The 13,026-nt window shown below is 44.3% G+C and carries 12 protein-coding genes and 1 other annotated feature; of the genes, 6 read left to right on the top strand and 6 right to left on the bottom strand.

What is annotated here, in order from left to right; genetic code table 11:
* Positions 1-5: 5 nt before the first annotated feature.
* Positions 6-965, bottom strand: a complete 960-nt coding sequence (locus tag AC0C66_RS04705; protein WP_072182171.1) for an MBL fold metallo-hydrolase — start codon at positions 963-965, stop codon at positions 6-8.
* Positions 966-1,119: 154 nt separating this feature from the next.
* Positions 1,120-1,323: a binding site (T-box leader), on the top strand.
* A gap of 44 nt (positions 1,324-1,367) precedes the next feature.
* On the opposite strand from AC0C66_RS04705, the gene proC reads away from it, so the two are divergent.
* Positions 1,368-2,204 carry a pyrroline-5-carboxylate reductase gene (gene proC, locus AC0C66_RS04710; protein WP_072182172.1) on the top strand — a complete coding sequence of 279 codons (837 nt, stop codon included), beginning with the start codon at positions 1,368-1,370 and terminating at the stop codon, positions 2,202-2,204.
* A gap of 49 nt (positions 2,205-2,253) precedes the next feature.
* Here proC and AC0C66_RS04715 read toward each other — a convergent pair whose 3' ends face one another.
* On the bottom strand, positions 2,254-3,888 hold the full coding sequence (locus tag AC0C66_RS04715) for a M20/M25/M40 family metallo-hydrolase (RefSeq protein ID WP_072182173.1): 1,635 nt from the start codon (positions 3,886-3,888) through the stop codon (positions 2,254-2,256).
* Between the two features lie 172 nt (positions 3,889-4,060).
* Between AC0C66_RS04715 and namA the strand changes: the two genes are divergently transcribed.
* A complete protein-coding gene (gene namA, locus AC0C66_RS04720) occupies positions 4,061-5,077 on the top strand; it encodes an NADPH dehydrogenase NamA (RefSeq protein ID WP_072182174.1) in 1,017 nt (338 codons plus the stop codon).
* A gap of 109 nt (positions 5,078-5,186) precedes the next feature.
* Positions 5,187-5,948, top strand: a complete 762-nt coding sequence (locus AC0C66_RS04725) for an alpha/beta fold hydrolase (protein ID WP_072182175.1) — start codon at positions 5,187-5,189, stop codon at positions 5,946-5,948.
* A 41-nt stretch (positions 5,949-5,989) separates the two neighbouring features.
* Here the strand turns inward: AC0C66_RS04725 and rpmG are convergent, their stop codons facing one another.
* Both rpmG and rnz read right to left on the bottom strand, forming a co-directional pair.
* Entirely contained in the window at positions 5,990-6,139 is a 150-nt protein-coding gene (rpmG, locus tag AC0C66_RS04730) for a 50S ribosomal protein L33 (RefSeq protein ID WP_003325527.1), read from the bottom strand.
* An 80-nt stretch (positions 6,140-6,219) separates the two neighbouring features.
* Positions 6,220-7,143 (bottom strand): ribonuclease Z, encoded by a 924-nt coding sequence (gene rnz / locus AC0C66_RS04735; protein ID WP_014114308.1) that lies wholly within the window; start codon positions 7,141-7,143, stop codon positions 6,220-6,222.
* 224 nt (positions 7,144-7,367) lie between these two features.
* Between rnz and zwf the strand changes: the two genes are divergently transcribed.
* Positions 7,368-8,837 (top strand): glucose-6-phosphate dehydrogenase, encoded by a 1,470-nt coding sequence (gene zwf / locus AC0C66_RS04740; protein WP_014114310.1) that lies wholly within the window; start codon positions 7,368-7,370, stop codon positions 8,835-8,837.
* Between the two features lie 132 nt (positions 8,838-8,969).
* Here zwf and gndA read toward each other — a convergent pair whose 3' ends face one another.
* Together gndA and AC0C66_RS04750 are read right to left on the bottom strand one after the other, a co-directional pair.
* A complete protein-coding gene (gndA, locus tag AC0C66_RS04745) occupies positions 8,970-10,379 on the bottom strand; it encodes an NADP-dependent phosphogluconate dehydrogenase (RefSeq protein ID WP_014114311.1) in 1,410 nt (469 codons plus the stop codon).
* A gap of 110 nt (positions 10,380-10,489) precedes the next feature.
* Complete coding sequence (locus AC0C66_RS04750; protein ID WP_061187583.1) at positions 10,490-11,734, bottom strand: DNA polymerase IV; 1,245 nt, start codon at positions 11,732-11,734, stop codon at positions 10,490-10,492.
* A 72-nt stretch (positions 11,735-11,806) separates the two neighbouring features.
* Here AC0C66_RS04750 and mifM point away from each other — a divergent pair, with 72 nt between their 5' ends.
* The gene (gene mifM / locus AC0C66_RS04755) at positions 11,807-12,094 is read left to right on the top strand and encodes a membrane protein insertion/folding monitor MifM (protein ID WP_072182058.1); all 288 of its coding nucleotides are present in this window, start codon (positions 11,807-11,809) and stop codon (positions 12,092-12,094) included.
* Between the two features lie 29 nt (positions 12,095-12,123).
* Complete coding sequence (locus tag AC0C66_RS04760; protein WP_072182025.1) at positions 12,124-12,951, top strand: membrane protein insertase YidC; 828 nt, start codon at positions 12,124-12,126, stop codon at positions 12,949-12,951.
* Positions 12,952-13,026: the final 75 nt, after the last annotated feature.

The following is a 13,026-nucleotide window of genomic DNA, read 5'->3' on the forward strand; positions in this document are numbered from 1 at the left end:
CCATTTCACCTCTTCATTGTTCTAAAGTATGCAGTTTTCCCTTCCCAATATGACGTGATGGATTCTTCTGCAGCCAACACATCAAGATGCCCTGCCGTTTCTGACATCGTTAAAAATAATTCCTTTTCATACACAGCAGGGAAAAGCTGCTGACAGACCTGAAAAGCGGTCATCGGCTTTTCATCCAGCATGCGCCGCACATCCTCCGTCCTGTTCCTCTGCTTGTCAAAACGCTTCTCAATCAGCGCCTGTACGCTGGTAATCGTTTCACCGTGGCCGGGAAACACGATTGTTGGCTCAAGTTCAGACAGCCTTCGCAAAGACCGCTGATAGTCGACTAAAGGCTTTGACCTTATGTCTCCCTCTTTCGGGGCTTCTATAATCGGATTAGACGAGCTGTTGGCCAGCAGAAGATCGCCGCCAAGCATTCTCCCGCTTTTTTCATGGAAAAGAACGATATGCGACTCAGCATGTCCAGGCATCTCCAAAACAGACCAGCCCTCAAGTCCATCAATCCTCATCCCTTCTCTGACTGTTTTTGTCAGGGATCTCGTACAGGAAAATGCGTACGCTGACCGAATCAGCTTTTCAGCCTTTCCAGCATCAAATGGAACGCCTAATTCAGGCAGCAGCTTTTGAAAAAAACGTTTTTGCCAATCCATATAAGCTTGATTTCGGCTGATATAAGGTTCGTTGAACGGATGCCCAATCACTTCAATTCCATCAGAAAAAACATCAAGCAAGCCGGCATGATCAGCATGATGGTGAGTCAGTACAACCTGCTCAATATCTGACATTTTCACGTTTACAGCAGCAAGCTGCTCTTGAAGGGCTGCAGCAGCCTCTTTTGTATTCGGCCCCACATCGATAAGTGTCAGCGCATCACCTTTTACTAGATAAACGATAACATCACCGACAGCAAATGGTGTCGGGACGCGGATCGCAATTACATCTGCAGTTGTCATCCTTTTGCTCCTTGTCTTCATTCATTATTCATATTTTAGCTTTTTCTCGGTCTTGTGTCATTATAGCTGAATGAGAATGGCCCTTTTTGAAAAAGCTATTGACATTAGCTTGTCCGCCATTGCATAATGAACAACAAACTAAAACGAGAACCATTGGAACGCTATGACGAGGATTAGTATACAAGGCAATGGTCAAAGAGAGCGATACCCCCTGGCTGAAAGGTATTGCGGCCCGCTTGTTTGTAGAACCTGCCCTCAGAGCGGTTAGGAAAACCTAAACGTTTCCCGCGTTATGGGATTTGAGCTGAGCACAATTTGTGCTAATGAGGGTGGTACCGCGAACCTTTTCGTCCTTTACGTGATGAAAAGGTTTTTTGTTGTTCTGATAGAAGGAGGATACCAATGAAAAAGATAGGATTTGTCGGCGCTGGGTCCATGGCAGAAGCAATGATCAACGGCATTTTGCAAAGCGGCATCACAAAACCAGAACATATCTATATCACAAACCGCTCAAATGACGAGCGTCTGATTGAATTAAAGGAGACGTACGGCGTGCGTCCATGCAGAGATAAAAATGAGTTGTTCACTCACACCGATATCATCATCCTCGCTTTTAAACCGAAGGACGCGGCGGAAAGCATTGACGGCATCCGTTCGTATATCAAGGATCAGCTTGTGATTTCAGTGCTTGCAGGCCTTACCATCGAAACCATTCAGCACTATTTTGGCAGAAAGCTCGCGGTCATTCGCGTCATGCCTAATACTTCAGCAGCCATTAGAAAATCAGCAACCGGATTTTCTGTAAGCGCTGAAGCAAGCCAGGATGATATCACCGCCGCAAAAGCTTTATTGGAAACAATCGGTGATGCCACACTGGTTGAGGAACGGCATCTTGATGCTGTCACGGCGATCGCCGGCAGCGGTCCGGCCTACGTGTACCGTTATATCGAGGCAATGGAAAAAGCGGCGCAAAAAGTAGGTTTGGATAAGGAAACGGCAAAAGCACTCATTTTGCAGACTATGGCAGGGGCAACAGATATGCTCCTTCAAAGCGGCAAACAGCCTGTACAGCTGCGCAAGGAAATTACGAGTCCAGGGGGCACAACTGAAGCAGGCCTTCGCGCTTTACAGGACTCCCGCTTTGAAGAAGCGATTATTCACTGTATTGAAGAAACCGCTAAACGCAGTGCGGAGATCAAAGAGCAGTTTGCCGGTGCCGCCTTAGAGAAGCATTCATAGATATAAGCCAAAAGACAGAAGGTACTGTGCCTTCTGTCTTTGGTGTTTCCTAAAACAGCTGGCCGGCAGTTTCTGATTGTTTTAATAGCGCGGAGATCGTAAATGAAAGCAAGTCCGGAAGCACTTCAAAGGAATAAGGCATATACAGTCTTTCCGTCCATTTGTGCGGGTCTTTTCCAGCCGGACCGACATTGAAAACCGGGACATATAAAGCCTGATCTTTGCCGCTTGGCAGTGAATATCCTCTGTTAAAGAGCGGCATATTGCTTGTGTACGCATCAACCTCCTGCTTTTCCAGCTGTAGATAGCTTAAGTCTGAAAGTCCGGGGAAATACTGGACCTCCCGTAGAGCTATGCCGTACCTGTCAGCCGCATAATGCATAAGCTGATCAGCTGTATTCCTGATCAATTGATCGTCCTTTGAAGAAACCGCCGGATAAAACGGCGGGCTGTAAAAAAGAACAATAAGCGGCGCATCTTCCTTACAAAGTGAAGCAAGCTCTGAAACAATTTTCGTCGAAAAATCCCTGTCCCCAAGATCGCCTCTGTTGGCAAAGGCATAATTAAGAACCCGCTCGGTTTCCGAGTTTCCAACACGCTTTTTTGCACGCGCGACCAGCTCATCAAATGTCAAAACAGTCACGGTGCGTTCAATCGGCTGAAAAGACTCAAATTGCTGAAAATCCTGTGTTTTCTTTCGAATGTTCGCGGTTATTTCCTCCGCCGCCTGTTCTGCGGTTTTAAGCAACATCTGATGCAGCTCACTGGCCGACCGTTTCATTGACAGCACATTAAATAACGTGACAGCTGTATGCGGTGTCTGAACTGAATACGCCTCTTTCAAGTCCTTTTGCATTAAGTTGACCGGCGGCGGAGTGACTTCACCATCAACCTTTTCGCAATAATCCACATTCAGTTCAAGCAAGCGGTTCATCTCAGATACCATTAAATTTGCGTTTATGCCTGAAAATGGCTCTCCGACATGGGTTTCAATCCCCTTACAGAAAAATCCCGCAAGCACCTTGCCAATGCTTCCTGTATAAAAATATTGCTGCTGATCGCCGGGAAATTTTTCAAACATCGGTTCAGCATTCAGGCAAGCGGTTAATGTGATATCATGCTTTTTCTCCATTTCCTTCAGTACAGGGACCGCTTCAATCATGCCTCTTGAATTCACTTCCTCATCAGGAACGGTAATCAACAGCAGATTGCCCTCAAATTGGCCGTTCATTGCCCGCTCCAGCATTGACAGATGAACAGCAAGCCCCGCTTTCATATCCATCGTCCCTCTTCCGAACAGCCAGTCGCCGCTCTCAGCATCTTTTCGCACACGCTCCGGAAGCAGCTCTTTTTTCTCTAAAAAGGAACTCAAAAGCTCGGCAGGCTTACAAGCCATATGTTTGAATTCTCCGTAATCCTCTATGTCCACGACATCAAAATGACTCAGCAAAAGCACTGTCTTTTTGACATTCTTCTTTTTGACTAGAGCCGTTAGAAAGGATCTGCCGTCGTCCATCGGATGAAGTGTTACATCATCAGGATGTTTTTGAAAATAAGGCTTGTCCTTCAAAATAAAATAAAGATATTCTGCAAGTGCTGCCTCTCCCTTCGAACCGGTGATGCTTTCATATTGTACAAGAGAAGTTAAAAGGGTCAGCAATTCGTCCTTCGTCTGCCAATTCATCGATCTCCGCCCCTCCTATGTATAAAAACGCTTCTAAAATGAAAAATAAAATGATTCTCTGTCTATTATACAGAAATGGTTGACAAAAACGGATCTTTTGAGCAGTTTATATGACGGGAAAGAAATGACTTGATATAATCAATCTCTAAAAACCTTACGGGAGGCGAAAGAAATGGCCAGAAAATTATTCACACCTATTACAATTAAGGATATGACGTTAAAAAACCGCATCGTCATGTCGCCAATGTGCATGTATTCTTCTCATGAAAAGGACGGAAAATTGACGCCGTTCCACATGGCACATTACATATCTCGAGCAATCGGCCAGGTCGGGCTGATTATTGTGGAGGCATCAGCGGTGAATCCTCAAGGACGAATCACAGACCAAGACTTAGGAATTTGGAGCGATGAGCATATCGAAGGCTTTGCCAAACTGACTGAGCATGTCAAAGAACAAGGCTCAAAAATCGGCATTCAGCTTGCCCATGCCGGACGTAAAGCAGAGCTTGAAGGAGATATTTTCGCTCCATCGGCGATTGCGTTTGACGAACAATCAGCAACACCTGTAGAAATGTCAGCAGAAAAAATAAAAGAAACGATCCAGGAATTCAAACAAGCGGCTGCCCGCGCAAAAGAAGCCGGTTTTGATGTGATTGAAATTCATGCGGCGCACGGATATTTAATTCACGAATTTCTATCTCCGCTTTCCAACCACCGCACAGATGAATACGGCGGCTCACCTGAAAACCGCTATCGTTTCTTAAGAGAAGTCATCGAAGAAGTCAAACAAGTATGGGACGGCCCTTTATTTGTCCGTGTATCTGCTTCTGACTATACAGACAAGGGCTTAGATATCGCCGATCACATCGGTTTTGCAAAATGGATGAAGGAGCAGGGTGTTGATTTAATTGACTGTAGCTCAGGCGCCCTTGTTCAAGCAGACATTAACGTATTCCCTGGCTATCAGGTCAGCTTCGCTGAGAAAATCCGTGAACAAGCTGACATGGCAACTGGTGCTGTCGGCATGATTACAGACGGTTCAATGGCTGAAGAAATTCTGCAAAACGGACGTGCCGACCTCATCTTTATCGGCAGAGAGCTTTTGCGTGATCCATTCTTTGCAAGAACTGCTGCGAAACAGCTCAATACAGAGATTCCAGCCCCTGTTCAATACGAAAGAGGCTGGTAATGCCCATAAGAGATATCCTCAACCGGATATCTCTTTTTTTATTTTTAGAGAAACGATCAGCTCTGGTTCTCCGTCTCCCTAGTAGAACCAATTAGAGGAGATGACTCCAATGAACTCAGCTTGGATGGAAAAGACATATAAGATTGACGGATGTTCATTCCATACACAACACCGGAGAGGATCAAACGGTGTAACGATTGTCTTTGAGGCCGGCTACGGTACTTCTTCTGAGACATGGAAACCATTAATGGCGGACATTGATGATGAATTTGGCATTTTCACATATGATCGGGCAGGAATAGGGAAAAGCGGGCAAAGCAGCGCTGAACGAACAGCGGAACAAAAGGTGAAAGAATTGGAGAGTTTGCTTAAAGCAGCAGATGTAAAACCTCCATATCTGGCTGTTTCACATTCATACGGAGCTGTCATCACCGGTTTATGGGCCTGCAAAAACAGGTGCGATATTATCGGCATGGTCCTCCTCGATCCAGCTTTAGGAGATTGCGCAAGCTTCTCCTTTATTCCTGAAGAAATGCACAAAGCATATACAAAAAAGATAATGCTTGAGGGCACACATGCAGAGTTTTCTAGAAGCCTGCAGGAACTCAAACAGCGGCAAGTCCATTTAGGGAACATGCCTCTCATTGTACTGTCATCAGGTGAACGGACTGAGAAATTCGCTGCTGAACAGGAATGGCAAAACCTGCACACCAGCATCTTGTCTCTATCGAATCAAAGCAGCTGGATTCAAGCTAAAAACAGCTCGCACAACATCCATCATGATGAACCTCATATCGTTCATTTGGCTATTTATGACGTGTGGTGCGCAGCGTGCCAGCAGGCCGCTCCTCTTTATCAGGCAGTCAATTAACATAAAAAAAGACCGGGCCGTAAAACGCCCGGTCTTTTTTGTTATTTTGTTTCACGATGAATGGTATATTTCTTTAAACGCGGTGAATATTTTTTCAGCTCTAAACGGTCTGGGTTGGTGCGTTTATTTTTTGTTGTGATGTAATTTCTGTCTCCCGTTTCAGTGCAGGCTAAAGTAACATTGACTCTCATATTAGCATCTCCTTATAAAGCGTAATGATTACGTTTTATTATACAACGTAATTACAATTTGTCAAATAGGAGCTCTTCCTTCAGCCCCGCGGAACGTTTACCTCTAAGAAATCATACGCTGCCACGCTGTTTGGGAAAACGTCAGCCGCTTCTTTTTGAAGCTCCAGAGAGGCATCTCCCTGATATCTTGCGCTGATATGGGTTAAAATGAGCTTCTTCGCACCGGCTTCTTTCGCTGTTACAGCTGCTTGTTCCGTTGTACTGTGAAAATAATCGTAAGCAAGTTTCCGATCTTCCTTAGCAAAGGTCGCTTCATGAACAAGCACATCACAATCCTTTGCAAGCTCTTTTAGCTTGTCACTTACTCTCGTATCTCCGGAAAGCACAACAGCTCTTCCCTTTTTAGGAGGCTCCAGAAAATCATTCCCATTGATGATGCGTCCGTCTTCAAGCGTTACCGTTTCCCCTTTTTTGATTCTTTGATACACAGGTCCAGGCGGGATATTCATTTCTTTTAATACATCCGCCTTTAAGGAACCTGGTACATCTTTTTCCTGCACACGGTACCCGAAAGCCTCTACTCCATGAATAACAGATACTGCCGTGACAATAAACTGATCGTCTTCAAACACGATTCCTTCTTCGATTTCCTTGATCACAAGCGGATATGTCAAATGGGTTTTCGTGACAGCAAGACTTGTTTCAATAAACGCCTTGATCCCTTTAGGTCCGTACACCGTCAGCTCGTCCTCTCCCCCTTGAAAGGAACGGCTCCCCAGAAGCCCCGGAAGCCCGTATACATGATCGCCGTGCATGTGGGTAATGAAGATTTTTTCTATTTTACGAGGTTTAATCGTTGTATGTAAAATTTGATGCTGCGTGGCTTCCCCGCAGTCAAACAGCCATACTGAACGCCTTTCTTCAAGCAATTTTAATGCCACCGACGTTACGTTTCTCGTCTTAGCGGGAATACCGGCTCCCGTCCCTAAAAAAAGTAATTCCACGTTTCTTCCTCCTACTAGAACTAGTTACCTACAAGAATACAGGATCAGGCGCAAAATGTGAATCTTGCCTCTGAAAGGAACAATCCTTTCGTTCTAGAAACATTTTTACGGCATTCTGCAAAAAAAGGGCTTAAATGTTTGCTTTCGTTGAATTTTAGATTTAAAATGAAGGAAATATACGGGGTGTACTAAAATAAAGCTTCGAATAAAGTGAGGTACTTTTAGTGAAAACAAACCAACAACCAAAAGCAGTAATTGTCATATTCGGTGCAACTGGAGATTTAGCTAAACGAAAACTGTATCCGTCTATTCACCGTTTATATCAAAACGGACAAATCGGAGAAGAGTTTGCAGTTGTAGGAGTGGGAAGAAGACCTTGGTCCAATGAGGATCTTCGCCAAACTGTTAAAACATCCATTTCCTCATCTGCAGATAAACATATAGATGATTTCACGTCTCATTTTTACTATCACCCGTTTGACGTGACAAACCCTGGCTCCTATCAAGAGCTTAACGTATTGCTTAACCAGTTGGAAGATACATATCAAATTCCGAACAACAGAATGTTCTACTTGGCAATGGCTCCTGAATTCTTCGGGACAATTGCAAAAACATTAAAATCAGAAGGTGTTACAGCAACAACAGGCTGGTCCCGTCTTGTCATTGAAAAGCCGTTCGGCCATGATCTGCCAAGTGCACAGGCACTAAACAAAGAAATCCGCGAAGCATTTACGGAAGATCAAATTTACAGAATCGACCATTATCTAGGCAAACAAATGGTTCAGAACATTGAAGTGATTCGATTTGCCAATGCGATTTTCGAACCGCTTTGGACAAACCGCTACATCTCAAACATTCAAATCACATCTAGCGAATCACTTGGCGTCGAAGACCGTGCAAGATATTACGAAAAATCAGGCGCCCTGCGCGACATGGTACAAAACCACATTATGCAGATGGTTGCCCTTCTTGCAATGGAGCCGCCGATCAAATTGAACACAGAAGAAATCAGAAGCGAAAAAGTAAAGGTTCTGAGAGCACTGCGCCCTATTGCAAAAGACGAAGTAGATGAGTATTTTGTGCGCGGACAGTATCAAGCCGGTGAAATTGACGGTGTGCCGGTTCCTGCTTATACAGATGAAGATAATGTCGCTCCTGATTCAAATACAGAAACCTTTGTTGCAGGCAAGCTCTTGATCGACAACTTCAGATGGGCTGGTGTTCCATTCTATATCCGCACCGGAAAACGAATGAAAGAAAAGTCCACAAAAATCGTCGTTCAATTTAAGGACATTCCGATGAACCTGTACTACGGCAACGAAAACAACATGAATCCAAACTTGCTTGTCATCCATATTCAGCCTGACGAAGGCATTACGCTCTACTTAAACGCTAAAAAGCTTGGCGGGGCAGCACACGCGCAGCCTATCAAACTCGATTACTGCAGCAATTGCAATGACGAGTTGAACACCCCTGAAGCGTATGAAAAATTAATTCACGACTGTCTTCTTGGCGACGCAACAAACTTTGCACACTGGGATGAAGTTGCCCTTTCTTGGAGCTTTGTCGATTCCATTTCTGAAACATGGGCAGCAAACAAAACCTTGTCTCCTAACTACGAGTCAGGCTCTATGGGACCGAAAGAATCAGATGATCTTTTGGCGAAAGACGGCTTGCACTGGTGGAATATATAATACGAAAAAGCCGAAAATGCTTGTGAGCATTTTCGGCTTTTTTTCGGCTGTCAAGACTGCCTTATCCCTTAAGACATTCTAGCATTCAATAAAAAACCCCCAAAGCCCTAAGGCTTCGGGGGTTTCTATTGATTACTTCATCCATTCAGTATGGAAGATACCTTCTTTATCTGTACGCTCATAAGTATGGGCGCCAAAGTAGTCACGCTGCGCTTGGATTAAGTTTGCAGGCAGGACAGCTGTGCGATAGCTGTCATAGTAAGCTAATGCGCTTGAGAATGACGGCACTGGCACACCTTGGGCAACTGCAAGTGAAATCACTTGGCGAAGCGCTCCTTGGTAGCTTTCTACAATATTTTTGAAGTAGCTGTCAAGAAGAAGGTTATCAAGCTCAGGTTCCCGATCGTAAGCTTCTTTGATCTTCTGAAGGAACGCTGCGCGGATGATGCAGCCGCCGCGGAAGATCATAGCGATTTCGCCATATTTCAGATCCCAGTTATATTCTTCAGAAGCAGCTTTCATTTGGGCAAATCCTTGTGCGTAAGAACAGATTTTACTCATGAACAGCGCTTTTCTGACTGCTTCAATCAGCTCTTCTTTATTTTCTGTAACTGGCTTCACGTCTGGTCCTGCAAGAAGGCCGCTCGCTTTCACACGCTCTTCCTTCATAGCTGAGATAAAGCGCGCGAATACAGACTCAGTAATAATCGGAAGCGGAACACCTAAGTCAAGTGCGCTTTGGCTTGTCCATTTTCCTGTTCCTTTTTGGCCTGCTTTATCAAGAATCACATCAACAAGCGGTTTGCCTGTTTCTTCGTCTTTTTTCGTAAAGATGTCAGCTGTAATCTCAATCAAGTAGCTGTCAAGCTCACCTTTATTCCATTCAGCGAAAACTTCGTGAAGCTCATCTGCTGAAAGACCGAGCACCTGTTTCAGAATGAAATAAGATTCAGAAATCAGCTGCATATCTCCGTATTCAATACCGTTATGCACCATTTTTACGTAATGGCCGGCACCGTCGGGACCGATATATGTCGTACAAGGTTCTCCGTCAACTTTTGCAGAAATCGCTTCAAGAATCGGCTTCACAAGCTCATGCGCTTCTTTTTGTCCGCCAGGCATGATAGAAGGCCCTTTAAGCGCTCCTTCTTCTCCGCCGGAAACGCCTGTTCCGATAAAATGAATGCCGCTTTCAGCGAGTTCTTTGTTACGGCGCTGTGTATCTTTATAGTATGTATTTCCGCCGTCAATTAAAATATCATCCTTCTCAAGATGAGGAAGAAGAGATTGAATTGTCGCATCTGTTGCAGTTCCCGCTTTAACCATTAATAAGATTTTACGCGGTGTTTCCAAGGATTGGACAAACTCTTCAATGCTGTATGTGCCAACAACATTTTTTCCTTTTGCCTCCTGCAAAAACTCCTCAGTTTTACTGCTTGATCTGTTGTAAACAGAAACAGAAAATCCCCGGCTTTCGATATTTAAAGCCAGATTTTTACCCATGACCGCAAGTCCGATAACGCCGATTTGTTGTTTTGACATATTCTAACGTCCCTTCTGCAAACGTTTTAATCATTTTAAAATTTAAATTAAAATAAAATGATATTTATAATAAAGAAATTACCATACTTTCACCCTTTTTTTCAAGCAATTCAACTTTTCTTTTCATCCTGAAAAAAATCTTTATTAAAGCTTGTTCCCTTCGTTTTGCTCTCCTCTTTTTTTACCCTTGCTCCTTTTCTGATCAGCTTGGATCCGTACTTTTCATTCAGCTTTTCCATCATCTGCTGAATGGGCTCATCCTTCGCATCTTCATTAAAGCTGAACAAATCAAGCTGCTTATAGGCCTGTTCTTTTTCTACTAAATCCGTTCCGGTAATGCCAAGCAGCCTGACAGGATTTTTATTCCAATGTTTAAAAAAGAGGTGCTCCGCTTCTTTCATAATTTCATTTTTTTGATCGATCGGATTTTTCAGCGTGATGCTTCTGGTGATGGTTTTCCAATCTGCATATCTAATCATAATAAAAAGCTTCGAAGCCATGACTTCCTTGCGCTGTAAACGGTCACTCACGGAAGCGGCAAGCTTTCTGAAAACGCCTAGCAGCTCTTCTTCATCACTGGAATCATGTGAAAGTGTCGATGAATTGCCGACGCTTTTAAATTCGTAAATGCGCTCCGGGTCAACTGGCGCATGGTGAATGCCATTTGCTTTATTTTTAAGGCGCGGCCCATTGATGCCAAGCAAACGCTTCAGCGAGTGTTCATCAGCTGCTGCTAACTCTCCAATCGTATGGATGCCGAGTCCCTTCAGCTTTTCCGCTGTCTTTTTGCCAACTCCGTGCATCTCTCCCACAGGAAGCGGCCAAAGGATATTAGGCACTTGTCTCTTTCTTAAAATCGTAATGCCAAGCGGTTTTTTCATATCAGACGCCATCTTTGCGAGAAATTTATTCGGCGCGATCCCTATGCTTGACGGAAGCAGCAGCTCTTTTTGCAGCCTGCTTTGGATTTCTTTTGCCGTCTCCAGAGCGCGGCTGCTGTATGGTGTATCGGTCATGTCCATATAGCCTTCGTCGATGGAGACAGGCTCCACCAGGTCAGTATATTCGCGGAGTATGTTAAACATCGCTCTTGAAGAGCTTCTATAGCGGTCAAAGTTCGGCGGAAGAACAATGAGCTCAGGACAATTGCGCTTTGCTTCCCAAACCGGCATCGTTGTTTTGACGCCGCGCGCTCTTGCTTCGTAGCTGCATGTTACCACGATGCCCTTTCGCTCCTTTACGTTTCCGGCAACTGCGACCGGCTTCCCCCGGAGAGCCGGATCATATGCCATTTCCACCGATGCATAGAAACTGTTCATATCAATATGGAAAATAATTCGGCTCTTTCCCTGCATAAACAAATCTCCTTTTCGTTCATTAGACAATGGCTTGTACATATAGTAAAATGAAGGTATTGAATGGATGTGATTACAATGTTTGTGGAATCGATAAATGACGTTTTATTCTTAGTCGATTTTTTCACAATTATTCTTCCGGCTCTGACGGCAATCGGGATTGCATTCCTCTTACGAGAGTGCCGTGCCGGCGAGCACTGGAAATCAAAACGAACAGATGAACATCAGACGGTCTTTCACATTAACCGAACAGACTTTCTTATTATTATATATCATCGCATTACAACTTGGATACGTAAAGTCTTCCGCATGAATTCGCCTGTGAACGATGATGAAGACGCCAGTTCTCTTCTTTTATAAACCGCATTTATAAAAAGGAGGAGAACAAATTGTTAAAAACATATCAAAAACTTTTGGCTATGGGTATCTTTTTGATCGTATTATGCTCGGGCAATGCTGCTTTCGCGGCGACTAATCAGGTGGGAGGCCTCAGCAACGTCGGTTTTTTCCACGACTATTTAATCGAACCGTTTTCCGCTCTGCTTAAGGGTGTTGCCGGGCTGTTTCACGGAGAATACGGACTGTCTATTATTCTCGTAACCATTATTGTGCGTGTCGTTGTACTGCCTTTGTTTGTCAATCAATTTAAAAAACAGCGCATATTCCAAGAGAAAATGGCAGTTATTAAACCTCAGGTTGACAGCATTCAGGCCAAATTGAAAAAGACGAAGGACCCGGAAAAGCAAAAAGAACTGCAAATGGAAATGATGAAGCTGTATCAAGAACACAATATCAATCCGCTTGCCATGGGATGCCTCCCCATGCTGATTCAGTTTCCTATTGTGATTGGGTTTTATTACGCGATTCGCTCTACACCTGAAATTGCGTCACACTCGTTTTTATGGTTCAGTTTAGGACAATCTGACATTCTCGTGTCTCTTAGTGCGGGAGCTATGTACTTTATCCAAGCCTATGTCGCTCAAAAACTGAGCGCGAAATATTCCGCTGTCCCGCAAAACCCGGCAGCGCAGCAATCTGCAAAACTGATGGTGTTCATCTTCCCTGTGATGATGACGATTTTCTCACTTAATGTTCCGGCAGCTCTTCCGCTGTACTGGTTTACAAGCGGACTGTTTTTGACAGTGCAAAACATCGTCCTTCAGATGACGCATCATAAAAGTAAAAAAACAGCCGCTCTTACTGAGCCGGTGAAATAATGAAACAACCCCGAGCGAAAAGCCGGGGTTGTTTTTTTTGTTTCGTCGCACCCTTTTCTGTTATGGCTGAGGCGA

The organism is Bacillus sp. VA13, from assembly GCF_055710085.1.